Consider the following 24,600-nt stretch of genomic DNA (forward strand, 5'->3'; position numbering starts at 1 on the left):
TCGCGTCCTGTCTGGTCAGGCTGAAGTACGGGGAATGGTGTCGTCTTTGCGCAGGGTGAAGATTTCGTAGCCGGTCGCGGTGACCACCATGGTGTGCTCCCACTGGGCGGAAAGCTTGCGGTCCTTGGTGATGGCGGTCCAGCCATCGCCCAGCACCTTGGTGTCGGCCTTGCCCTGGTTGATCATCGGCTCGATGGTGAAGGTCATGCCTTCCTTCAGTTCCATGCCGGTGCCGGCACGGCCGTAGTGCACGATCTGCGGCTCTTCGTGGAACACCTTGCCGATGCCGTGGCCGCAGAACTCGCGGACGACCGAGAAGCCGTTCTTTTCCGCGTGCTTCTGGATCACTTCGCCGATATCGCCCAGGCGGCAGCCCGGCTTGACCAGTTCGATGGCCTTGTACAGGCATTCCTGGGTGACTCGCGACAGGCGCTCGGCCCAGACCGGCACTTCGCCGACATGGAACATGCGGCTGGTGTCGCCGTGGTAGCCGTCCTTGATGACGGTCACGTCGATGTTCAGCGTGTCGCCGGCCTTGAGCGGCTTCTCGTTGGGGATGCCGTGGCAGACCACATGGTTGATCGAGGTGCAGATCGACTTGGGGAAGCCTTTATAGTTGAGCGGCGCCGGAATGGCCTGCTGCACGTTGACGATGTAGTCGTGGCAGAGGCGGTCCAGTTCTTCGGTGGTCACGCCGGGCTTGACGTGCTCTTCGATCATTTCCAGGACTTCGGCGGCAAGGCGGCCGGCGATGCGCATCTTTTCGATGTCTTCGGCGGTTTTGATGGTGACGGTCATTGCAGGCTCTCTACGGCGCGCAGCGGCGCTGGCAAACAGGAAAGGCGCGATTCTAGCAGAGCGTTGGCGGTTTCAGGGCCCCGCGCCACGGCTGGTGCCTCATGGATGCTGGCATTCTGGCGCGATTGCGCCCGGGGTGCAAAAGGCCGCTAAGGCGATGGTATTGCGGGTTTCGTTCATCGATCGAGTGTGGTATAAAATGCGCCGCTTTCCGGGGATAGCCCCGTCAAGCTCAAACCCACACACGTATCGACACGATGACCTGGGTGCTCCGATCGAAAGATCGCGGGTTGGTCATTGGGATGCGTGGAGGCCCAACCCGACTTATCAAGGAACTATCATGTCCCAAGTCAACATGCGCGATATGCTGAAGGCCGGTGTGCACTTCGGCCACCAGACCCGTTACTGGAACCCGAAAATGGGCAAGTTCATTTTCGGCGCGCGCAACAAGATTCACATCATCAACCTGGAAAAAACCCTGCCAATGTTCAACGACGCTCTGAGCTTCGTAGAGCGCCTGGCCCAGGGCAAAAACAAGATCCTGTTCGTCGGCACCAAGCGTTCCGCTGGCAAGATCGTTGCTGAAGAAGCAGCACGTTGCGGTTCGCCGTACGTCGACCATCGCTGGTTGGGCGGCATGCTGACCAACTACAAAACCATCCGTGCTTCGATCAAACGTCTGCGCGAGCTGGAAGTCCAGGCTGAAGACGGTACCTTCGCCAAACTGACCAAGAAAGAAGCGCTGATGCGCTCCCGTGATCTGGAAAAACTGGATCGCAGCCTGGGCGGTATCAAGGACATGGGCGGCCTGCCTGATGCTCTGTTCGTGATCGACGTTGACCACGAGCGCATCGCTATCACCGAAGCCAACAAGCTGGGCATCCCGGTCATTGGCGTTGTCGATACCAACAGCAGCCCTGAAGGTGTTGACTACATCATCCCAGGCAACGATGACGCCATTCGCGCCATCCAGCTGTACATGGGTTCGATGGCTGACGCCGTCATCCGTGGTCGCAACAACGTTGCCGGCGGCACCGAAGTCTACGCTGAAGAAGCGCCAGCTGCCGAGTAAGTGACGCTTAGCGTCGACTTGGCACGCAAAAAGGGGGCTAGGCCCCCTTTTTGCCACCTTGAAATCCTCCTGTCGCCAAGTGTCCGCATTATCGACGCGCCGCATACAGGTAGTGGATTTCCAGAATTTAGCGCCCGTGAGTATCGGGTGGAATGGTTGAAAACCTATCCAAGAGGATTTTGAAATGGCAGAAATTACTGCAGCGTTGGTCAAGGAACTGCGTGAGCGTACTGGCGAAGGCATGATGGACTGCAAGAAAGCCCTCACCAAAGCCGGCGGCGATATCGAAAAAGCCATTGACGACATGCGCGCCTCGGGTGCCATCAAGGCTGCCAAAAAGGCTGGCAACGTTGCCGCCGAAGGCGCCATCGCCATCAAGGACGACGGCAAAGCCGCCGTTCTGCTGGAAGTCAACTCGCAGACCGACTTCCTGGCTCTGCAAGACGACTTCAAGGCATTCGTTACTGCCAGCGTCGAGAAAGCTTTCAATGACAAGCTGACCGACGTTGCTCCGCTGATCGAAGCTCAGGAAGAGGCTCGCCTTGCCCTGGTTTCCAAGGTTGGTGAAAACGTCAACATCCGTCGCCTGGTGCGCGTTGAGGGTGACGTTGTCGGTACCTACCTGCACGGTAACAAGATCGGTGTTGCTGTTGTCCTGAAAGGCGGTGACGTCGAGCTGGCCAAAGATGTTGCAATGCACGTTGCTGCCAGCAACCCTGAGTTCCTGCTGCCATCGGAAGTTTCCGCTGAAGCGATCGAGCGCGAGAAAGGCGTATTCCTGACGCTCAACGAAGACAAGATGAAAGGCAAGCCAGCTGAAATCGTCGAGAAGATGATTGCTGGTCGTATCACCAAGTTCCTGGCCGAGGCCTCGCTGGTCGAGCAAGCTTTCGTCAAGAACCCGGAAGTCACCGTTGGTGCACTGGTCAAGAAAGCTGGTGCTGAAATCGTTTCCTTCACTTACTTCAAAGTAGGCGAAGGCATCGAGAAGAAAGAAGACAACTTCGCTGAAGAAGTTGCTGCTCAACTGGCTGCTGCCCAGAAGCAATAAGACGGATTCACATCTGTCGCCCCAAAGAGGCTGCCCGCTCACGCGCGCAGCCTCTTTGTCAAAGCGCGAGCGGTTTACAAGATCTGCTTTCGCTCTGGCGCTATTCAAGCGCCACGCTACAGTTGGCGCAGGCTGAAAACAGCCCGCCCGGAATTTTACAAACGCCGCAGGAGAGATTCGCAATGGCTCAGCAGGTGAGTGGTCGTCAACCTCGCTATAAACGCATTTTGCTCAAACTTAGCGGCGAGGCCCTGATGGGCTCGGAAGACTTCGGGATCGACCCGAAGGTGCTGGATCGCATGGCGCTGGAAGTGGGTCAACTGGTGGGTATCGGTGTCCAGGTCGGCCTGGTTATCGGTGGTGGCAACCTCTTCCGTGGTGCGGCCCTGAGCGCGGCCGGCATGGATCGCGTCACCGGTGACCATATGGGTATGCTGGCGACCGTGATGAACGCCCTGGCCATGCGCGACGCGCTGGAGCGCTCGAATATCCCCGCCATCGTCATGTCGGCCATTTCCATGGTCGGTGTTACTGACCACTACGACCGCCGCAAAGGTGTTCGTCACCTGAACTCTGGCGACGTGGTGATCTTCGCTGCCGGTACCGGTAACCCGTTCTTCACCACCGACTCTGCCGCATGCCTGCGTGCCATCGAAATCGATGCCGATGTCGTGTTGAAGGCGACGAAGGTCGACGGCGTGTACACTGCCGATCCATTCAAGGATCCGCATGCCGAGAAATTCGACCGTCTGACGTACGATGAAGTACTCGACCGCAAGCTCGGCGTAATGGACCTGACCGCAATCTGCCTGTGCCGTGACCACAAGATGCCATTGCGGGTTTTCAACATGAACAAGCCTGGCGCCTTGCTGAACATCGTAGTGGGCGGCGCTGAAGGAACTCTGATCGAGGAAGGCGAACAATGATCAACGAAATCAAGAAAGACGCCCAGGAACGCATGGGCAAATCGCTGGAGTCGCTGCACCACGCTTTCGGTCGTATCCGTACTGGCGCCGCGAACCCGCAGATTCTGGCTGGCGTGATGGTGCCTTACTACGGCACCGATACACCGATCAACCAGGTCGCCAGTGTCACGGTCAAGGATTCGCGTACCCTGCAAGTCGTGCCTTTCGAGCGCAGCATGCTGGGTGCCGTGGATAAAGCCATCCTCAACTCGGGTCTGGGCTTCAACCCGACCAACCTGGGTGAGCTGCTGCTGATCTCCATGCCGGCCCTGACCGAGGAAACCCGCAAGGGCTTCACCAAGCAGGCGCGCGACGCCGCTGAAGACGCTCGGGTTGCTGTGCGCAATATCCGCCGTGATGCCCTGAGCCAACTCAAGGATCTGGTCAAAGAGAAGGAAATCAGCGAAGACGAAGAGCGTCGTGCCGCTGATGATGTTCAGAAGCTGACTGACAAGTTCGTTGCTGATATCGAAGTTGCCGTGAAAGCAAAAGAAAAGGACCTGATGGCCGTTTAAGGTCGGGGCTTTTTTTAATGGAAAAGAGCAAGCAGGGTGTGCCTCCATCGGTGCCGCGTCATGTCGCGATCATCATGGATGGGAATAATCGCTGGGCGAAGAAGCGCCTGTTGCCCGGCGTTGCCGGGCACAAGGCTGGCGTGGACGCGGTGCGGGCCGTTATCGAGGTCTGCGCCGAGGCCAAGGTCGAGGTGCTGACCCTGTTCGCCTTCTCCAGCGAAAACTGGCAACGCCCGGCCGAAGAGGTCGGGGCGTTGATGGAGTTGTTCTTCTCGGCTTTACGCCGGGAAGCCAAGCGGCTCAATGAGAACAACATCAGCCTGCGGATCATCGGTGATCGCTCCCGCTTTCACCCTGAACTGCAGGCGGCCATGCGCGAGGCCGAGGCGCTGACCGCTGGCAGTAACCGTTTCATCCTGCAGATCGCCGCCAACTATGGCGGTCAGTGGGATATCGCGCAGGCCGCTCAGCGCCTCGCGCGCGAAGTCCAGGCCGGGCATCTGCGTCCGGAAGACATCACTCCCGAACTCCTGCAAACCTGCCTGGCTACTGGCGACCTGCCGTTGCCGGACCTGTGTATCCGGACCGGGGGCGAGCACCGCATCAGCAACTTCCTGCTGTGGCAACTGGCCTACGCCGAGCTGTATTTCTCCGACCTGTTTTGGCCGGACTTCAAACACGAGGCCATGCGTACCGCGCTGGCCGATTTCGCTTCGCGCCAGCGCCGCTTCGGTAAAACCAGCGAGCAGGTCGAAGCTGGAGCCCGTGCTTAATGCTCAAACAACGCATTATTACCGCGCTGATTCTGTTGCCGATCGCCCTGGGCGGGTTCTTCCTGCTCGAAGGGGCTGGCTTTGCCTTGTTCATCGGGCTGGTGGTCACGCTTGGCGCCTGGGAATGGGCTCGCTTGGCCGGCCTGATGGCGCAGGTTTTGCGGGTGGCCTATGCCGCAGTCATCGCCGGTTTGCTGATGCTGCTCTACCTGATGCCGGATCTGGCGCCCTGGGTGCTCGGTGCTTCGGTGCTGTGGTGGGGCGTGGCAACCTGGCTTGTCATGACCTATCCGCGCACCAGTGAGCTGTGGGCCAGCGCGGCCTGTCGGTTGCTGATCGGTACGCTGATCCTGTTGCCTGCCTGGCAAGGGCTGGTGCTGCTCAAGCACTGGACAATGGGCAACTGGCTGATTCTCGCGGTCATGGTGCTGGTCTGGGGTGCGGACATTGGTGCGTACTTCTCCGGCCGGGCGTTCGGCAAGCGCAAGCTGGCGCCGCACGTCAGTCCCGGCAAGAGCTGGGAAGGCGTCTATGGCGGCCTGGCGCTGAGCCTGGTCATCACGCTGGCTGTCGGTCTGACCCGGCATTGGAGTGTGGGCGAACTGGCACTCGGATTGTTCGGTGCTGCGCTCCTGGTAATGGGCTCGGTGGTCGGCGACCTGACTGAAAGCATGTTCAAGCGCCGTTCCGGGATCAAGGACAGCAGCAACCTGTTGCCGGGTCATGGCGGCGTACTGGACCGTATCGACAGCCTGACTGCGGCCATCCCGCTGTTCGCCGTGCTGTTGTGGGCGGCTGACTGGGGCGTCCTGTGAGTCGCGTACAGCGCATTACCGTGCTCGGGGCCACTGGCTCGATCGGTCTGAGCACCCTGGATGTCATTGCTCGGCACCCGGATCGCTACGAAGTCTTCGCCGTGACTGGCTACTCGCGTTTGAACGAGCTGTTGCAGCTGTGCCTGCGCCATGCGCCCGTGTTTGCCGTGGTGCCGGACGAGGCGGGGGCTTGCACCCTGCGCGAAGGGCTCGCGGCGGCGGGCTCGCGCACTGAAGTGTTGGTGGGCGAGCAAGGCTTGTGTGCGGTCGCGGCTGACCCGCAGGTCGATGCGGTAATGGCGGCGATCGTCGGTGCTGCAGGCTTGCGTCCGACGCTGGCGGCAGTGGAGGCGGGCAAGAAGGTGCTGCTCGCCAATAAAGAAGCGCTGGTGATGTCCGGCGCCTTGTTCATGCAGGCGGTGCGCCGCAGCAATGCGGTGCTGCTGCCGATCGACAGCGAGCACAACGCCATCTTCCAGTGCCTGCCGGGTGACTATGGTCGCGGGCTGGCGCAGGTGGGTGTTCGCCGGATTCTCCTGACCGCTTCGGGTGGGCCTTTCCGTCAGACCCCAGCCAGCGAGCTCGCTGCTGTGACCCCGGAGCAGGCCTGCGCGCATCCGAACTGGTCCATGGGGCGGAAGATTTCCGTCGATTCGGCCAGCATGATGAACAAGGGGCTGGAACTGATCGAGGCCTGCTGGCTGTTCGATGCTCGCCCTTCGCAGATCGAGGTCGTGGTGCATCCGCAGAGTGTGATTCACTCGCTGGTGGATTACGTCGACGGTTCGGTGCTTGCCCAGTTGGGTAATCCGGACATGCGTACCCCCATCGCCAGTGCGCTGGCCTGGCCGGAGCGAATCGATTCCGGTGTGGCGCCGCTGGACTTGTTTGCCATCGCTCGTCTGGATTTCCAGTCGCCCGATGAGCAGCGTTTTCCTTGCCTGCGCCTGGCGCGGGAAGCTGCGGAGGCCGGCAACAGCGCGCCGGCGGTGCTTAATGCAGCCAATGAAATCGCGGTGGAGGCGTTTCTTCAGCGACGCATCCGCTTCCCGGAAATCGCGAGTATGATCGAGCAGGTGCTTGACCAGGAGCCAGTGGTGGCCGTGGATACGCTGGATGCGGTGTTTGCCGCCGACCAGCGGGCCCGGGTGCTTGCCGGGCAGTGGTTGGCGCATCACGGGCGCTGAGGTGCGACACCGCAAGGCGTCGTGCCGGGCCCTGTTGAACGTTATTCGGAGAAAGACATGAGTGCGCTCTACATGATTATCGGCACCCTGGTTGCACTGGGTGTTCTGGTTACCTTTCACGAATTCGGGCACTTCTGGGTGGCTCGGCGCTGCGGCGTCAAGGTGTTGCGTTTCTCCGTCGGCTTCGGCACGCCGCTGCTTCGCTGGCACGACCGTCAGGGTACGGAATTCGTGATCGCCGCGATTCCACTGGGTGGCTATGTCAAGATGCTCGACGAGCGCGAGGGCGATGTTCCGCTCGCGCAGGCCGAGCAGAGTTTCAATCGAAAAACCGTTGGCCAGCGCATCGCGATCACCGCGGCGGGGCCGATCGCCAACTTCCTGCTCGCTATCGTGTTCTTCTGGGCGCTGGCGATGCTTGGCAGCCAGCAGGTACGTCCGGTCATCGGCGGGGTCGAGGCGGGTAGCCTGGCAGCCGTCGCCGGGCTGAGTTCCGGGCAGGAAATCGTTTCGATCGACGGCGAGCCGACCAACGGTTGGGCTGCGGTCAATCTTCAATTGGTTCGCCGTCTGGGCGAAAGCGGAGCGCTACAGGTCGGTGTGCGCACTGAAGGCGCCACCGTTGACAGCGCTCACACGATTACCCTCGATCATTGGCTCAAGGGTGCTGACGAGCCTGATCCGATTCGCTCCCTCGGCATCCGCCCATGGCGCCCGGCGCTCGCGCCGGTGCTGGCCGAGCTGGATCCGAAGGGGCCGGCCCAGGCCGCCGGGCTGAAAACCGGTGATCGCCTGCTGGCGCTGGATGGTCAGGCGCTGAATGACTGGCAGCAGGTGGTCGACACCGTGCGGGGGCGTGCTGACAGCCGCATCGTGCTGACCGTCGAGCGCGATGGTGCTCGCATCGAGTTGCCGGTCACCCTGGCCAGCCGCGGTGAAGGCAAGTCTGCCGCCGGTTACCTCGGCGCTGGCGTCCAGGCGGTCGAGTGGCCGGCGCAGATGCTGCGCGAGGTCAGTTACGGGCCGCTCGAAGCGGTCGGCGAGGGTCTTTCCCGTACCTGGAACATGAGTGTTCTGACCCTCGATTCACTGAAGAAAATGCTCTTCGGCGAGCTCTCGGTAAAAAACTTGAGCGGACCGATAACCATTGCTAAAGTGGCGGGCGCTTCGGCCCAGTCCGGCCTTGGGGATTTCCTGAATTTCCTTGCCTATCTGAGCATTAGCCTAGGAGTTCTTAACTTGCTGCCCATTCCAGTTCTGGATGGGGGGCATTTGCTGTTTTACCTGATCGAGTGGGCGCGTGGCCGCCCACTGTCGGACCGGGTGCAAGGTTGGGGTATCCAGATCGGTATCAGTTTGGTAGTCGGGGTGATGTTGCTAGCCCTGATCAACGATTTGGGTCGACTGTAACGCTTCGCTCAATTGCGAACCTGCCGCCTTTCGCGGCGGGTCGTTTATTGCCAGTTGGAATAAGAAAGGACTTCATGAAACGTCTGCTGCTAACTGCGGCTCTCGCCGCACTGATGATCGCTGAAGTTCACGCCGAGTCCTTCACCATCTCCGATATTCGTGTCAATGGTCTGCAGCGGGTTTCCGCGGGCAGCGTATTTGGTGCATTGCCGCTGAACGTTGGCGATCATGCCGACGACGGCCGCCTGGTGGAATCTACCCGTTCGCTGTTCAAGACCGGTTTCTTCCAGGACATCCAACTGGGCCGTGATGGCAATGTCCTGATCATCAACGTCGTTGAGCGCCCGTCGGTGTCGAGCATCGAAATCGACGGTAACAAGGCGATCAGCACCGAAGACCTGATGAAAGGCCTGAAGCAATCCGGTCTGGCGGAAGGTGAAATCTTCCAGCGGGCGACCCTCGAAGGCGTACGTAACGAACTGCAGCGCCAGTATGTCGCTCAGGGCCGCTACTCCGCCGAGGTCGACGCCGAAGTGGTGCCTCAGCCGCGCAACCGCGTTGCCTTGAAGATCAAGATCAACGAAGGCACGGTCGCTGCCATCCAGCACATCAACGTCGTGGGCAACACTGTGTTTTCCGACGAGGATCTGGCCGGTCTGTTCGAACTCAAGACCACCAACTGGCTATCGTTCTTCAAGAACGACGACAAGTACGCCCGTGAAAAACTCTCCGGTGACCTTGAGCGCCTGCGTTCCTACTACCTGGACCGCGGCTACATCAACATGGACATCGCCTCCACCCAGGTGTCCATCACCCCGGACAAGAAGCACGTCTACATCACCGTCAACGTCAACGAAGGCGAGAAGTACACCGTACGCGACGTCAAGTTGTCCGGTGACCTGAAAGTGCCTGAAGACCAGGTCAAGGCGCTGCTGCTGGTGCAGCCGGGCCAGGTCTTCTCGCGCAAGGTGATGACCACCACTTCCGAGCTGATCACCCGCCGTCTGGGTAACGAAGGCTATACCTTCGCCAACGTCAACGGTGTGCCGCAGCCGCACGATGACGACCATACCGTCGACATCATGTTCGTGGTGGATCCGGGCAAGCGCGCCTACGTCAACCGCATCAACTTCCGTGGCAACACCAAGTCCGAAGACGAAGTGCTGCGTCGTGAAATGCGCCAGATGGAAGGCGGCTGGGCTTCGACCTACCTGATCGACCAGTCCAAGACCCGTCTGGAGCGCCTGGGCTTCTTCAAGGAAGCCAACGTCGAGACCCCGGCTGTTCCGGGTACCGATGACCAGGTCGACGTCAACTACACCGTTGAAGAGCAGGCTTCCGGTTCGATCACCGCCAGTGTCGGTTTCGCCCAGAGCGCCGGTCTGATCCTCGGTGGTTCGATCAGCCAGAACAACTTCCTGGGTACCGGTAACAAGGTCTCCATCGGTCTGACCCGTTCCGAGTACCAGAGCCGATACAACTTCGGCTTCGTGGACCCCTACTGGACTGCCGATGGTGTCAGCCTGGGCTACAACGCCTTCTACCGCACTACCAACTACGATGACCTCGATGTCGACGTGGCAAGCTATGCCGTGGACAGCATGGGTGCCGGTGTCAACGTCGGTTACCCGATCAGCGAAACGTCGCGCCTGACCTTCGGCCTGACTGTTCAGCAGGACAAGATCAAAACCGGTACTTACACCGTTGATGAGATCTTCGACTTCCTCGACAAGGAAGGCGGCGACAGCTTCCTGAACTTCAAGGCCTCGGCCGGCTGGTCCGAGTCGACGTTGAACAAAGGTACCCTGGCAACCCGCGGTCACTCGCAAAGCCTGGTGCTGGAAGCAACTACACCTGGCAGCGACCTGTCGTTCTTCAAGCTCGACTACCGTGGCCAGCTGTTCAAGCCAATCACCAACGACTACACCCTGCGTCTGCATACCGAGCTGGGTTATGGCGACGGTTACGGTTCGACTTCCGGCCTGCCGTTCTATGAAAACTACTACGCGGGTGGTTTCAACTCGGTACGTGGTTTCAAAGACAGCAGCCTCGGCCCACGCAGTACGCCAAGCAACGGCACCCGACCAGGAACTGCAGCAGACCCGGATCAGGATCCACTGCCGTTCGGCGGCAACGTTCTTGTTCAGGGTGGTGTAGAACTGCTGTTCCCGCTTCCGTTCATCAAGGACCAGCGTTCGCTGCGTACCTCCGTGTTCTGGGACGTGGGTAACGTGTATGACACCAATTGCGGCTCCAAGCCTGATTGCGAGAAGCTCGGCCTTTCCGGCCTGGCCAGCTCCGTCGGCCTGGGTGTGACCTGGATTACCGCACTGGGTCCGTTGAGTTTCAGCCTGGCGATGCCGGTGAAGAAACCGGACGATGCTGATACCCAGGTGTTCCAATTCTCTCTGGGTCAGACCTTCTAAGGGTCTGGTCCACGTAAATGACAACGGATTCTGTAGGAGTGCATCGTGCGTAAGTTGACTCAACTGGCGGTACTGGCAGCGGCTCTGGTCGCGACCCCGGCGTTTGCCGAAATGAAGATTGCTGTCCTGAACTATCAAATGGCGCTGCTCGAGTCGGACCCGGCCAAGCAGTACGCGGTTGATGCCGAGAAGAAATTCGGCCCACAACTGACCAAGCTGAAGAACCTGGAAAGCAGTGCCAAGGGCATCCAGGATCGTCTGGTCAAGGGTGGCGACAAAATGGCCCAGGGCGAGCGTGAGCGTCTTGAGCTCGAGTTCAAGCAAAAAGCCCGTGACTTCCAGTTCCAGTCCAAGGAACTGAACGAAGCCAAGGCCGTTGCTGACCGTGACATGCTCAAGCAACTCAAGCCGAAACTGGATGGCGCTGTAGAAGAAGTCATCAAGAAAGGCGGCTTCGATCTGGTTCTCGAGCGTGGCGCGGTCATTGATGTCAAACCTCAGTACGACATCACCCGCCAGGTCATCGAGCGCATGAACCAGTCCCGTTGATATGACGGCGACCATGAAACTCGGCCAACTGGCCGAGTTCCTTGGAGCGACCCTTCAGGGTCCCGAGGAACTCGAGATTGTTGGTCTCGCGACCTTGCAGGAAGCTGGCCCCGGCCAACTGAGCTTCCTGGCTAATCCCCAGTACCGCAAATACCTGGTTGATACCCAGGCTGCTGCGGTGCTTCTGCGTGCCGCAGATGCCGAAGGTTTTGTCGGCAATGCCCTGATCGTGCCGGACCCTTACCTGGCCTACGCGCGCATCTCCCACCTGTTCGACCCCAAACCCAAGGCTGTGGCGGGAATCCATCCCAGCGCCGTGGTTGCGGCGGACGCTCAGGTCGATGCCGGCGCCAGTATCGGTCCCTTCGCTGTCATCGAGAGCGGCGCGGTCATTGCGGCCGGTGTCACCGTTGGTGCGCACTGTTTCGTTGGTGCTCGTTGCGTGATCGGCGAGGGCGGCTGGCTGGCCCCGCGTGTGACCCTGTACCACGATGTTCGCATCGGCAAGCGGGTGGTGATCCAGTCCGGCGCCGTGCTGGGTGGTGAAGGTTTCGGTTTCGCCAATGAAAAGGGCGTCTGGCAGAAGATTGCCCAGATCGGCGGTGTCACTGTCGGCGACGATGTCGAAATCGGTGTCAACACTGCCATCGACCGCGGTGCTCTTGCCGATACCTGCATCGGCAATGGCGTCAAACTCGACAACCAGATTCAGATCGCCCATAACGTACAGATCGGTGACCACACCGCCATGGCGGCGTGCGTGGGCATCTCCGGTAGCACCCGGATCGGCAAGCACTGCACGATCGCCGGTGGTGTCGGGATGGTTGGACACATCGAAGTCTGCGACAACGTATTCGTCTCCGGCATGACCATGGTGACCCGATCCATTACCGAGCCGGGCGGCTATTCGTCCGGGACGGCGATGCAGCCGTTGGGAGACTGGCGCAAGAGTGCGGCGCGTATTCGTCAACTGGACGAAATGGCCAAGCGCCTTCAACAGGTAGAAAAGCGTGTCGATGCCGTGACCTCAGGCAGCCAGCCTTCATCTGATGGCTGATACCCTTTCCTGATCAAGGCAGCTCGATAGCTGTACCGCTTTCTTGATTCGCAAAAGGTGCATGGCGCCCAGCGCATGCTCCCTATCTTTACTACAGGCTTCCCCCAGAAATGATGGACATCAACGAGATTCGCGAATACCTGCCTCACCGTTACCCGTTCCTGCTCGTGGATCGCGTGGTGGAACTGGACGTCGAGGCCCAGCGCATTCGTGCCTACAAGAATGTCAGCATCAACGAGCCCTTCTTCAATGGTCACTTCCCGGCGCATCCAATCATGCCGGGCGTGCTGATCATCGAGGCCATGGCCCAGGCAGCCGGCATCCTCGGTTTCAAAATGCTCGATGCCAAGCCGACGGACGGCACCCTCTATTACTTCGTCGGTTCCGACAAGCTGCGCTTCCGCCAGCCGGTTCTGCCAGGGGATCAACTGATCCTCGAAGCGAAATTCATCAGTTGCAAACGCCAGATCTGGAAGTTCGATTGCCAGGCATCGGTCGACGGCAAGCCAGTGTGCAAGGCCGAGATCATCTGCGCGGAACGCAAACTATGAGTTTGATTGACCCTCGGGCAATCATCGATCCTTCGGCCAAGCTGGCCGATGGTGTCGAGGTCGGCCCTTGGTCGATCATCGGCCCGGATGTCGAGATCGGGGAAGGGACCGTCATCGGTCCACACGTTGTGCTCAAAGGGCCGACCCGGATTGGGCGGCACAACCGCATCTATCAGTTTTCGTCAGTTGGCGAAGACACCCCTGACCTCAAGTACAAAGGCGAGGCCACTCGCCTGGTGATTGGTGACCACAACGTCATCCGCGAAGGTGTGACCATTCACCGCGGCACGGTGCAGGACCGCTCGGAAACCACCCTGGGCGATCACAACCTGATCATGGCGTATGCCCATATCGGTCATGACAGCGTCATCGGCAACAATTGCATTCTGGTCAACAACACTGCGCTGGCTGGCCATGTGCATGTTGCCGACTGGGCAATCCTTTCCGGTTTCACCCTGGTTCACCAGTTCTGCCATATCGGCGCCCACAGTTTTTCCGGCATGGGCACTGCCATTGGCAAGGACGTTCCAGCGTTCGTCACCGTATTCGGCAACCCGGCCGAAGCGCGCAGCATGAACTTCGAAGGCATGCGTCGCCGTGGTTTCAGCGAAGATGCGATCCACGCGCTGCGTCGCGCCTACAAGGTTGTCTATCGTCAAGGCCTGACCGTCGAGCAGGCTATCGTCGAATTGGCCGAACCGGCCAGCCAGTTCCCCGAGGTCGAGATGTTCCGCCAGTCGATCCAGAATTCCGCCCGCGGCATCACCCGCTGATATGTCCGAACTCTGCGTAGCGCTGGTGGCCGGTGAGGCCAGCGGCGACATTCTTGGTTCCGGTCTGATGCGGGCGCTCAAGGCGCGTCATCCGGATGTCCGCTTCATCGGCGTTGGCGGTCCCCTGATGGAAGCCGAGGGGCTCGTCTCCTACTTCCCCATGGAACGCCTGGCGGTCATGGGCCTGGTCGAAGTGCTGGGACGGCTGCCTGAACTGCTCAAGCGCCGCAAGCAGCTTGTTCAGACGCTTATCGATGAAAAGCCCGACGTGTTCATCGGCATCGACGCACCTGACTTCACCCTGAATATTGAATTGAAGCTGCGCCGCGCCGGGATCAAGACCGTGCACTATGTCAGCCCGTCGGTCTGGGCCTGGCGTCAGAAGCGTGTGTTGAAGATCCGCGAAGGCTGCGACCTGATGCTCACCCTGTTCCCCTTCGAGGCGAAGTTCTACGAAGAGCAGGGCGTTCCCGTGCGTTTCGTTGGCCATCCGCTGGCTGACACCATTCCCCTGGATGCTGATCGACAGGCCGCCCGCGGGGCTCTGGGCTTGCCCGACGGCCCGCTGGTCGCCTTGATGCCGGGCAGCCGGGGAGGCGAAGTCGGCCGGCTGGGTGCTCTTTTCCTCGATACCGCTCAGCGTCTGCGTGAGCTGGTGCCGGGTGTGCGTTTTGTTACGCCGTGCGCGAATTCCGCGCGGCGTGCGCAGCTTGAACAGATGCTCGAAGGCCGTGACCTGCCGCTGACGCTGCTCGACGGTCAGTCCCACCAGGCCCTGGCGGCTTGCGATGCGGTACTGATCGCTTCCGGTACTGCCACCCTTGAAGCGCTGCTGTTCAAGCGCCCCATGGTGGTGGCCTACCGCCTTGCGCCGCTGAGCTACTGGATTCTCAAACGCCTGGTCAAAAGTCCCTACGTTTCGCTGCCCAATCTCCTGGCCCAGCGCTTGCTGGTTCCGGAACTGTTGCAGGAGGCTGCAACCACCGAGTCCCTGGCCCAGACCCTGGCGCCGCTGGTGACCGATGGCGTGCAGCAGACCGAAGGCTTCGACCAGATTCACCGCACACTGCGCCGCGATGCCTCGAATCAGGCCGCTGAAGCAGTGTTGGCCTTGCTGGAAACCCGATAAATGCAAATGGGACTGGACTTCAACCTGGTCGAAGACCTTGTCGCCGGTGTCGATGAGGTCGGTCGTGGGCCGCTGTGTGGCGCGGTAGTGACCGCTGCGGTGATCCTTGACCCGAATCGCCCGATTCTTGGCCTCAATGATTCGAAGAAACTGACCGAAGCTCGCCGCGAAAAGCTGTTCGACGAGATCTGCGAAAAGGCCCTGAGCTTCCACATTGCCCGGGCCGAAGTCGATGAAATCGACGAACTGAACATTCTCCATGCCACCATGCTTGCGATGCAGCGCGCGGTGGAGGGCTTGCACATCACTCCCCGCTTGGCGCTGATCGACGGCAATCGCTGCCCCAAGTTGAACGTGCCATCCGCTCCCGTGGTGAAAGGCGATAGTCAGGTGCCAGCTATCGCAGCCGCGTCGATCCTGGCCAAGGTCACCCGTGATCGGGAAATGGCGGCGTTCGAGCTGATCTATCCTGGGTACGGGATGGGTGGCCACAAGGGGTATCCGACCCCGGTGCACCTGGAGGCGCTGGCCCGCCTTGGTCCGACCCCGATTCACCGGCGCTCCTTCGCGCCTGTGCGGGCGGCCTTCGAGGCCCGGGCCCTGATGGCTGATCAGCTAATCCCGGGCTGAGCCATCGGCTCCACCTTCAGTCAGGATCAGAATCCCCCGGCTGTTGTTTTGATCGAGGCCCGGTACAATCCGGGCCTTGTCGTTTTGCGCTGCTATAGGACCATCATGTCGGTTTCATTCGTTCATCTTCGCCTGCACACCGAATTCTCGCTGGTCGACGGCCTGGTACGGATCAAGCCGCTGGCCAAGGCCCTGACCGCGATGAACATGCCGGCAGTGGCGGTGACTGACCAGAGCAACATGTGCTCGCTGGTCAAGTTCTACAAAACCGCGATGGGGGGCGGGATCAAGCCGATCTGCGGTGCCGACCTGTGGCTGGCCAACGACGACCCCGATGCGCCACTGTCGCGCATCTGCTTCCTGGCGATGAATGCCCAGGGCTATCGCAATCTCACCGAATTGATTTCCCGCGGCTGGGTCGAGGGCCAGCGCAATGGCCTGGTGATTATCCAGCGCGAGTGGATTGCTGCCGCCTCCGAGGGGCTGATTGCTCTGTCTGCGGCCAAGGAAGGTGACATTGGCATGGCCTTGCTGGCTGGTAACGCGGTGGACGCCGAAGCGCTGCTGCGGGACTGGATGACGATGTTCCCCGATCGTTTCTATGTCGAGGTGCAACGTACCAACCGCGCCGGCGACGAAGAATACCTGCATGCCGCCGTCGAGCTGGCTGATCGCCTGGGCGCACCGCTGGTGGCCACCAACGACGTTCGCTTCATCAAGCAGACCGACTACGACGCCCACGAAACCCGCGTGTGCATCGGCGAGGGCCGGGCGCTGGACGATCCGCGTCGCTCGCGTAACTACAGCGATCAGCAATACCTGAAAAGCGCCGAGGAAATGGCCGAGCTGTTCAGTGACTTGCCCGAGGCGCTGGAAAACACCGTCGAGATTGCCAAGCGCTGCAATATCGAAGTGCAGCTGGGCAAATACTTCCTGCCGGACTTCCCGACGCCCAACGGCATGGGCATCGACGATTACCTGCGACACGTCTCCCACGAGGGTCTGGAAGAGCGCCTGGCGGTGCTCTGGCCGAAAGAAACCACGCCGAATTACGAAGAGAAACGCCAGACTTATCTGGACCGGCTCAAGTTCGAGCTGGACATCATCATCCAGATGGGATTCCCCGGTTACTTCCTGATCGTTATGGACTTCATCAAGTGGGCCAAGAACAACGGCGTGCCGGTTGGCCCGGGCCGGGGTTCGGGTGCCGGCTCGCTGGTGGCCTACGTGCTGAAGATCACCGACCTCGACCCGCTGGCCTATGACCTGCTGTTCGAACGTTTCCTCAACCCGGAACGGGTTTCCATGCCCGACTTCGACGTCGACTTCTGCATGGACGGTCGCGACCGTGTGATCGAGTACGTTGCCGAAGCCTACGGCCGCAACGCGGTAAGCCAGATCATCACGTTCGGCACCATGGCGGCCAAGGCGGTGGTGCGCGACGTGGCGCGGGTGCAAGGCAAGTCCTACGGCCTGGCCGACCGGCTGTCGAAGATGATTCCGTTCGAAGTCGGCATGACCTTGGAAAAGGCCTACGAGCAGGAAGAAATTCTCCGCGATTTCCTCAAGGTCGATGAAGACGCCAAGGAAATCTGGGACATGGCCCTCAAGCTGGAGGGGGTCACCCGGGGTACCGGCAAGCACGCCGGTGGTGTGGTTATCGCACCGACCAAACTGACCGATTTTTCGCCGATCGCCTGCGATGAAGAAGGCGGCGGCCTGATTACCCAGTTCGACAAGGATGACGTCGAAGCCGCAGGCCTGGTGAAGTTCGACTTCCTCGGCCTGCGTACGCTGACGATCATCAAGTGGGCGATGGAGACCATCAACCGCGAGCAAGCCAAGGAAGGTCTGCCAGACCTCAACATCGATTTCATCCCGCTCGACGACAAGCGCACCTACGACCTGCTGCAGAAAGCTGAAACCACCGCGGTGTTCCAGCTTGAATCGCGGGGCATGAAGGAGCTGATCAAGAAGCTCAAGCCCGACTGCCTCGAAGACCTTATCGCACTGGTGGCACTGTTCCGTCCCGGCCCGCTGCAATCGGGCATGGTTGACGACTTCATCAACCGCAAGCACGGTCGCGCTGAACTGGCGTACCCGCACCCGGATTACCAGTACGAAGGTCTGAAGCCGGTTCTGGCACCGACCTACGGCATCATCCTGTATCAGGAACAGGTGATGCAGATTGCCCAGGTCATGGCCGGCTACACCCTCGGTGGTGCGGACATGCTCCGTCGCGCCATGGGTAAAAAGAAGCCCGAGGAAATGGCCAAGCAGCGCGGCGGTTTCATCGAGGGCTGCGCGGATAACGGCATCGACGGCAACCTGGCGGGTAACATCTTCGACCTCGTGGAGAAATTCGCGGGCTACGGCTTCAACAAATCCCACTCCGCCGCCTATGGCCTGGTTTCCTACCAGACCGCCTGGCTCAAGACGCACCATCCGGCGGCCTTCATGGCGGCGGTACTGTCGGCGGATATGCACAACACCGACAAGGTCGTGACGCTGATCGAGGAAGTGCGCAGCATGAAGCTGCGCCTGGACGCGCCGGACGTGAACTCCTCGGACTTCAAGTTCACCGTCAACGACGACGGCCGTATCGTGTATGGCCTTGGCGCTATCAAGGGCGTCGGCGAGGGGCCTGTGGAGGCGATCGTCGAGGCGCGCGCCGAGGCGCCGTTCAAGGACCTGTTCGATTTCTGTCACCGCGCCGACCTCAAGCGGATCAACAAGCGGACCCTCGATGCGCTGGTGCGCAGCGGCGCGCTGGACCGGCTCGGTCCTTACTTCCACGACGAGATCAAGGCCTATCAGGCTAACGTCGACCTCAACCGCGCGGTGTTGCTCGCGTCCATGGAAGAAGCGATCAAGTCTGCCGAGCAGACCGCACGCACGCATGACAGCGGGCATGCCGACTTGTTTGGTGGCCTGTTCGATGAGGCGGATGTCGACGTGTACGCCAAGCACCGTGCGGCTCGGGAGCTGACGCTCAAGGAGCGCCTGCGCGGTGAAAAAGACACCCTCGGCCTGTACCTGACCGGCCACCCGATCGACGAATACGAAGGCGAAATCCGCCGCTTCGCCCGTCAGCGCATCATCGACCTGAAGCCGGCACGCGATACCCAGACTGTGGCGGGGATGATCATTGCCCTGCGGGTCATGAAGAACAAGAAGGGCGACAAGATGGGCTTCGTCACCCTCGACGACCGTTCGGGGCGTATCGAGGCATCGCTGTTTGCCGACGCCTTCATGGCCGCGCAGTCGCTGTTGCAGACCGACGCCATGGTGGTGATCGAGGGCGAAGTCAGCAACGATGACTTCTCCGGCGGCCTGCGCCTGCGGGTCAAGCGGGTGATGAGCATGGAAGATGCGCGCAACAACCTGGCCGACAGCCTGCGTCTCAAGATCCACGCCGAAGCGCTCAAGGGCGACCGTCTGGCCTGGCTCGGCGACTTGTTCAAGCGTCATCGCGGGGCCTGCCCGATCAGCATGGAGTACACCGGCAGCGACGCGAAAGCCTTGCTGCAGTTCGGCGAGAACTGGCGTATCGACCCGGCTGATGGCTTGATTCAAGCCCTGCGTGACCAGTTCGGGCGTGAGAACGTCTTTTTGCACTATCGATGAATTTTTAATCTCGACCTGAATGCGCCTGATCCCTTAAGGTAGGGCGCCAAACGGATCAACCGGCCGGCCGCCTGGCCGTCGACCCTAGACGGATGCCTATGAACCCGAATTTTCTGGATTTCGAACAGCCGATTGCTGACCTGCAAGCCAAGATCGAAGAGCTGCGCCTGGTCGGCAATGACAACTCGCTGAACATCGGCGACGAGATTGGCCGCCTGCAAGACAAAAGCAGCGCGCTGACCGAGAGCATCTTCGGCAACCTGACCAGCTGGCAGATCGCCCGCCTGGCGCGCCACCCGCGCCGGCCGTACACCCTCGATTACATCGAGCACATCTTCACCGAGTTCGACGAACTGCACGGCGACCGTCATTTCTCCGACGATGCCGCGATCGTCGGCGGTATTGCCCGCCTGGAAGACCGTCCGGTAATGGTCATCGGTCACCAGAAAGGCCGCGAAGTCCGCGAGAAGGTCCGTCGCAACTTCGGCATGCCGCGTCCGGAAGGCTACCGCAAGGCCTGCCGTCTGATGGAAATGGCCGAACGCTTCAAAATGCCGATCCTGACCTTCATCGACACCCCGGGCGCCTATCCGGGCATCGACGCCGAAGAGCGCAACCAGAGTGAGGCAATCGCCTGGAACCTGCGGGTCATGGCACGCCTGAAAACCCCGATCATCGCGACCGTTATCGGCGAAGGTGGTTCGGGTGGTGCACTGGCGATCGGCGTCTGCGACCAGCTGAACATGCTGCAGTACTCGACCTACGCGGTGATCTCGCCGGAAGGTTGTGCCTCGATTCTCTGGAAAACTGCCGAGAAAGCCTCCGATGCCGCCGAAGCCATGGGCATCACTGCCGAGCGCCTGAAAGGCCTGGGTATCGTCGACAAGGTCATCGGCGAGCCACTGGGTGGTGCGCACCGTGATCCGGCCACCATGGCCGCGTCGATTCGTGGCGAACTGACCCAGCAACTGGACATGCTGAAGAAGTTCGACAACGAAGCGCTGCTCAAGCGTCGTTACGATCGCCTGATGAGCTACGGTCTCTGATCTGACGCCATCGTGGCATCTGAACGCGGGGCGGGTACGCTTCCACTAGGTGGAGCGGGCCCGTCCCGCGTTTTCATTTGAGGGCTGGCCGCCATGACTGATCTCGCCTCCCGGCTGCTTTCACGTCTTGCGCCGTGGCGCGGTGCGCGGTCGTGGTGCGTGGGCCTTTCCGGTGGCCTGGATTCCAGCGTACTGCTGCACTTGTTGGCGGAGCTCAAGCGCCGTCATGATCTTCCCGTTCTCCGCGCCCTTCATGTTCACCACGGTTTGCAGGTGGCGGCCGACGCTTGGCCGGCGCACTGCCAGCGGCTTTGTGATTCGCTGGGTGTCGAGTTGCAGGTCTGTCATGTGCAGGTGGAGGAGGGCGCGAGCCTTGAGCAGTCGGCGCGTAATGCCCGCTATTCGGCCTTCATCGAGGTCTTGGGTGCTGGCGACGTCTTGTTGACTGGCCAGCATCGTGATGATCAGGCGGAAACCCTGTTGCTGCGCTTGCTCCGCGGTGCCGGGGTGCGCGGCTTGTCGGCGATGCCGGTGCAACGACGGTTGGGGGCGGGGGAGCTGGTCCGGCCTTTACTGGACATTTCCCGTGATCAGTTGCTGGCATACGCGACGGAGCACGGCCTGCAATGGATCGAGGACCCGTCGAATCGCGATGCACGGTTTTCTCGCAACTATCTGCGTCACCAAGTCCTCCCCGCGTTGACCGCGCGCTGGCCGCAAGCGCATCGCAGCCTGGCGCGTACGGCCGCGCATCTGGCTGAGGCGCGGGAACTGCTCGATGAATTGGCGCAGCAGGATCTGGCCTGCGCTCGGGAGGGTGATGAATTTCCCTGGCTTGAACTGCCTTCGCTGGATTTGCGCAGTCTGGCGCGGTTGTCTGCGGCTCGTCAGCGTAATGCCCTGCAATACTGGCTGGCGGCGTATACGCGTTTGCCGGACAGCGACCATTGGGCCGGCTGGGATGATCTGCGTGATGCCCGCGTCGATGCCTCGCCGGTGTGGCGCCTGACCGACGGCGAGCTGCATCGCGCGGGTAAGCGGATTTACTGGCTGAGTGGTAACTGGCTTGTACCTTTGAGTGAGCCCGCACCCTGGACGGACCTTCTGGAGTCATTGCCGTTGCCGGGAAACGGCAGCGTCAGCCTGAGCGGTGGTGCGCTGTCACAACCCCTGCGTATTGGCTATCGCCGGGGCGGCGAAACCCTTGAATTGCCGGGGCGCGGCCGTCGTGATCTGAAGCGCTTGCTCAACGAACGGCATGTCCCGTCCTTTGTCCGCGGGCGCTTGCCATTGCTGTTTGCGGGGGAGCGCTTGGTGGCCGTGGCGAACCTGCCAGGGCTGGCTGATGGCGATTTGCAACTGACGTGGCGTGCGCCGACGAGCGAGCAAGGTTTGAGATGAAAGGGACATTCCGGTAGACTACGCTCCCTTCTTGATACAGCTTCTGTGACATCGTTTTGAGTCACTGGAGTTGCCGATTACCAAGCAGTTTTTTGCTGGGCGATTCTCAAAATGTGTAGCGAGTTTAGTACCGGGCTTTTCAACCCCGGTCCGTACAGGCGCGGCAGTATTTTCGGATGCACTGTAATTGACGCAGGTGATCGGGGGCTTCGGCCTTCCTTCGCTTTCCCCGGCGGCGCAGACCGCTTTAACGCAGACTTCTAGGGTTTTTCATGACGCGCTACATATTCGTCACGGGCGGTGTTGTTTCTTCATTGGGGAAAGGCATTGCCTCGGCTTCATTGGCGGCCATCCTGGAGGCGCGGGGGCTCAAGGTCACCATGCTCAAGCTGGACCCGTACATCAACGTCGACCCGGGCACCATGAGCCCGTTCCAGCACGGTGAAGTGTTCGTCACCCACGACGGCGCCGAAACCGACCTGGACCTGGGCCACTACGAGCGGTTCATCCGCACGACCATGACCCAGAACAACAACTTCACCACCGGCCGTATCTACGAGCACGTGCTGCGCAAGGAGCGCCGTGGTGATTACCTGGGCGCCACCATCCAGGTCATTCCGCACATCACCGACGAAATCAAACGTCGCATCATCAAGGGCGCCGGCGATGCCGACGTGGCCCTGGTCGAGATCGGCGGCACCGTGGGTGACATCGAGTCGCAACCGTTCCTCGAAGCCATCCGCCAACTGCGGGTCGAAGTCGGCTCCAAGCGCGCGATGCTGATGCACCTGACGCTGGTTCCGTACATCGCCACCGCTGGCGAGACCAAGACCAAGCCAACCCAGCACTCGGTCAAGGAACTGCGTTCCATCGGCCTGCAGCCTGACGTGCTGATCTGCCGTTCCGACCATCCGGTCGATGTTTCTTCCCGTCGCAAGATCGCGCTGTTCACCAACGTTGAAGAGCGTGCGGTGATCTCCCTGGAAGACGTCGACACCATCTACAAGATTCCTGCCGTGCTGCACGCCCAGGGCCTGGACGACTTCGTCGTCGAGCGCTTCGGCCTGCAATGCAATGGCGCCGACCTGTCCGAGTGGGAAAAGGTCGTCGATGCCAAGCTCAATCCAGAGCACGAAGTCACCATCGCGATGGTCGGCAAGTACATGGAACTGCTGGATGCGTACAAGTCGCTGATCGAAGCGATGAGCCACGCCGGTATCCAGAACCGCACCAAGGTCAACCTGCGCTATATCGACTCCGAAGACATCGAGAACCAGGGCACCGGCCTGCTGGAAGGCGTCGATGCCATCCTGGTCCCGGGCGGCTTCGGTCTGCGCGGTGTCGAAGGCAAGATCACTGCCGTTCAGTACGCTCGTGAGAACAAGATCCCGTACCTGGGTATCTGCCTCGGCATGCAAGTGGCGGTCATCGAGTTCGCTCGTAACGTCATGGGCTGGAAAGACGCCAACTCCACCGAGTTCGACCGCAACAGCGGCCACCCGGTCGTCGGTCTGATCACCGAGTGGGAAGATTCCACCGGCGCCGTGGAAACCCGCACCGAGGCTTCCGACCTGGGCGGCACCATGCGTCTGGGTGCTCAGGAATGCCAGTTGGAGAGCGGTTCCAAGGTTCACGATTGCTACGCCAAGGACGTGATCGTCGAGCGTCACCGCCACCGTTACGAAGTGAACAACAACCTGCTGCCGAAGCTGGTTGAAGCCGGCCTGAAGGTTTCCGGTCGTTCCGGCGACGGTGCGCTGGTTGAAGTGGTCGAGTCCCAGGATCACCCATGGTTCGTCGCTTGCCAGTTCCACCCTGAGTTCACCTCGACCCCGCGTGACGGCCATCCGCTGTTCAGCGGCTTCGTCAAGGCGGCTCTGGCTCAGAAGAACAAGGCCTGATCCATGACCCAGAAGATCATTCGCGTCGGTAACATCGAGATCGCCAACGACAAGCCGTTCGTCCTGTTCGGCGGCATGAACGTACTGGAATCCCGTGATCTGGCCCTGAAGGTCTGCGAAGAATACGTGCGGGTTACCGAGAAGCTCGGTATCCCCTACGTGTTCAAGGCCAGCTTCGACAAGGCCAACCGTTCGTCGATCAATTCCTACCGTGGTCCGGGCCTTGAAGAAGGCATGCGGATCTTCGAGGAAGTGAAGAAGACCTTCGGCGTGCCGGTCATCACCGACGTGCACGAGCCTCATCAGGCGCAGGCTGTCGCCGATGTCTGCGACATCATCCAGTTGCCGGCCTTCCTGTCGCGCCAGACCGACCTGGTGGTCGCGATGGCCAAGACCGGCGCGGTGATCAACATCAAGAAAGCCCAGTTCCTCGCACCCCAGGAGATGAAACACATCCTGACCAAGTGCGAAGAGGCCGGTAATGATCAGTTGATCCTCTGCGAGCGTGGTTCCAGCTTCGGTTACAACAACCTGGTTGTGGACATGCTCGGCTTCGGCATCATGAAGCAGTTCGAGTACCCGGTGTTCTTCGACGTGACCCATGCCCTGCAGATGCCGGGCGGTCGCTCCGATTCTGCTGGCGGTCGTCGCGCCCAGGTGACCGAGCTGGCCCGTGCCGGCCTGAGTCAGGGCCTGGCGGGCCTGTTCCTGGAAGCGCACCCGGATCCGGACAACGCCAAGTGCGACGGTCCTTGCGCCCTGCGCCTCGACAAACTGGAGCCTTTCCTGGCCCAGCTCAAACAACTGGATGACTTGGTCAAGAGTTTTCCGACAGTAGAAACCGCATAACGCTCGTTTCTCCGGTACAGTACCGCCCCCTGGTCCATGGCCAGGGGTTTTCTCCGCGGCAGGCCTGCCCGTGCC

General features: G+C 60.7%; 21 protein-coding genes. 20 read left to right on the plus strand and 1 reads right to left on the minus strand.

All coding sequences use genetic code 11. The annotated features are described in order from the left end of the window. Positions 1 to 15: 15 nt before the first annotated feature. On the minus strand, positions 16 to 798 hold the full coding sequence (map, locus tag HWV67_RS10965) for a type I methionyl aminopeptidase (RefSeq protein ID WP_095154087.1): 783 nt from the start codon (positions 796 to 798) through the stop codon (positions 16 to 18). Positions 799 to 1,138: 340 nt separating this feature from the next. Between map and rpsB the strand changes: the two genes are divergently transcribed. The 20 genes from rpsB (at position 1,139) to kdsA (ending at position 24,525) form a co-directional block, all read left to right on the plus strand. Then, positions 1,139 to 1,870, plus strand: a complete 732-nt coding sequence (rpsB, locus tag HWV67_RS10970) for a 30S ribosomal protein S2 (protein ID WP_095154086.1) — start codon at positions 1,139 to 1,141, stop codon at positions 1,868 to 1,870. A gap of 184 nt (positions 1,871 to 2,054) precedes the next feature. Next, a complete protein-coding gene (gene tsf, locus HWV67_RS10975) occupies positions 2,055 to 2,921 on the plus strand; it encodes a translation elongation factor Ts (protein WP_095154085.1) in 867 nt (288 codons plus the stop codon). 182 nt (positions 2,922 to 3,103) lie between these two features. Then, positions 3,104 to 3,847 (plus strand): UMP kinase, encoded by a 744-nt coding sequence (gene pyrH, locus HWV67_RS10980; RefSeq protein ID WP_095154084.1) that lies wholly within the window; start codon positions 3,104 to 3,106, stop codon positions 3,845 to 3,847. Next, entirely contained in the window at positions 3,844 to 4,401 is a 558-nt protein-coding gene (gene frr, locus HWV67_RS10985; RefSeq protein WP_095154083.1) for a ribosome recycling factor, read from the plus strand. Before pyrH ends, frr begins: the two co-directional genes overlap by 4 nt. Positions 4,402 to 4,418: 17 nt before the next feature. Further along, positions 4,419 to 5,174 (plus strand): polyprenyl diphosphate synthase, encoded by a 756-nt coding sequence (uppS, locus tag HWV67_RS10990; RefSeq protein WP_095154082.1) that lies wholly within the window; start codon positions 4,419 to 4,421, stop codon positions 5,172 to 5,174. Further along, positions 5,174 to 5,989 carry a phosphatidate cytidylyltransferase gene (locus HWV67_RS10995; RefSeq protein ID WP_175651247.1) on the plus strand — a complete coding sequence of 272 codons (816 nt, stop codon included), beginning with the start codon at positions 5,174 to 5,176 and terminating at the stop codon, positions 5,987 to 5,989. Before uppS ends, HWV67_RS10995 begins: the two co-directional genes overlap by 1 nt. Beyond that, entirely contained in the window at positions 5,986 to 7,176 is a 1,191-nt protein-coding gene (gene ispC, locus HWV67_RS11000; RefSeq protein ID WP_175651248.1) for a 1-deoxy-D-xylulose-5-phosphate reductoisomerase, read from the plus strand. The genes HWV67_RS10995 and ispC overlap by 4 nt, the downstream gene beginning before the upstream one ends. A gap of 57 nt (positions 7,177 to 7,233) precedes the next feature. Continuing rightward, the gene (gene rseP, locus HWV67_RS11005) at positions 7,234 to 8,586 is read left to right on the plus strand and encodes an RIP metalloprotease RseP (protein ID WP_175651249.1); all 1,353 of its coding nucleotides are present in this window, start codon (positions 7,234 to 7,236) and stop codon (positions 8,584 to 8,586) included. A 74-nt stretch (positions 8,587 to 8,660) separates the two neighbouring features. Beyond that, complete coding sequence (gene bamA, locus HWV67_RS11010) at positions 8,661 to 11,012, plus strand: outer membrane protein assembly factor BamA (RefSeq protein WP_110968279.1); 2,352 nt, start codon at positions 8,661 to 8,663, stop codon at positions 11,010 to 11,012. A gap of 45 nt (positions 11,013 to 11,057) precedes the next feature. Next, the gene (locus tag HWV67_RS11015; protein WP_095154077.1) at positions 11,058 to 11,561 is read left to right on the plus strand and encodes an OmpH family outer membrane protein; all 504 of its coding nucleotides are present in this window, start codon (positions 11,058 to 11,060) and stop codon (positions 11,559 to 11,561) included. A gap of 1 nt (position 11,562) precedes the next feature. Then, positions 11,563 to 12,618, plus strand: coding sequence for a UDP-3-O-(3-hydroxymyristoyl)glucosamine N-acyltransferase (gene lpxD / locus HWV67_RS11020; RefSeq protein WP_175651250.1), 1,056 nt, complete (start codon positions 11,563 to 11,565; stop codon positions 12,616 to 12,618). Positions 12,619 to 12,728: 110 nt separating this feature from the next. After that, a complete protein-coding gene (gene fabZ, locus HWV67_RS11025; RefSeq protein ID WP_095154075.1) occupies positions 12,729 to 13,169 on the plus strand; it encodes a 3-hydroxyacyl-ACP dehydratase FabZ in 441 nt (146 codons plus the stop codon). After that, on the plus strand, positions 13,166 to 13,942 hold the full coding sequence (lpxA, locus tag HWV67_RS11030) for an acyl-ACP--UDP-N-acetylglucosamine O-acyltransferase (RefSeq protein ID WP_175651251.1): 777 nt from the start codon (positions 13,166 to 13,168) through the stop codon (positions 13,940 to 13,942). The genes fabZ and lpxA overlap by 4 nt, the downstream gene beginning before the upstream one ends. 1 nt (position 13,943) lies before the next feature. Continuing rightward, positions 13,944 to 15,071, plus strand: coding sequence for a lipid-A-disaccharide synthase (lpxB, locus tag HWV67_RS11035; protein ID WP_175651252.1), 1,128 nt, complete (start codon positions 13,944 to 13,946; stop codon positions 15,069 to 15,071). Continuing rightward, positions 15,072 to 15,701, plus strand: coding sequence for a ribonuclease HII (gene rnhB, locus HWV67_RS11040; protein ID WP_175651253.1), 630 nt, complete (start codon positions 15,072 to 15,074; stop codon positions 15,699 to 15,701). A gap of 105 nt (positions 15,702 to 15,806) precedes the next feature. Then, a complete protein-coding gene (dnaE, locus tag HWV67_RS11045; protein WP_175651254.1) occupies positions 15,807 to 19,328 on the plus strand; it encodes a DNA polymerase III subunit alpha in 3,522 nt (1,173 codons plus the stop codon). 98 nt (positions 19,329 to 19,426) lie between these two features. Next, a complete protein-coding gene (locus HWV67_RS11050) occupies positions 19,427 to 20,374 on the plus strand; it encodes an acetyl-CoA carboxylase carboxyltransferase subunit alpha (RefSeq protein ID WP_095154070.1) in 948 nt (315 codons plus the stop codon). A 93-nt stretch (positions 20,375 to 20,467) separates the two neighbouring features. Then, positions 20,468 to 21,775 (plus strand): tRNA lysidine(34) synthetase TilS, encoded by a 1,308-nt coding sequence (gene tilS / locus HWV67_RS11055; protein ID WP_175651255.1) that lies wholly within the window; start codon positions 20,468 to 20,470, stop codon positions 21,773 to 21,775. A 272-nt stretch (positions 21,776 to 22,047) separates the two neighbouring features. Next, on the plus strand, positions 22,048 to 23,676 hold the full coding sequence (locus HWV67_RS11060; protein ID WP_095154068.1) for a CTP synthase: 1,629 nt from the start codon (positions 22,048 to 22,050) through the stop codon (positions 23,674 to 23,676). Between the two features lie 3 nt (positions 23,677 to 23,679). Continuing rightward, a complete protein-coding gene (kdsA, locus tag HWV67_RS11065; RefSeq protein ID WP_175651256.1) occupies positions 23,680 to 24,525 on the plus strand; it encodes a 3-deoxy-8-phosphooctulonate synthase in 846 nt (281 codons plus the stop codon). The last annotated feature ends 75 nt before the right edge of the window (positions 24,526 to 24,600 follow it).

The organism is Pseudomonas sp. Marseille-P9899 (genome assembly GCF_903166565.1).
Classification (GTDB): Bacteria; Pseudomonadota; Gammaproteobacteria; order Pseudomonadales; family Pseudomonadaceae; genus Aquipseudomonas; species Aquipseudomonas huaxiensis.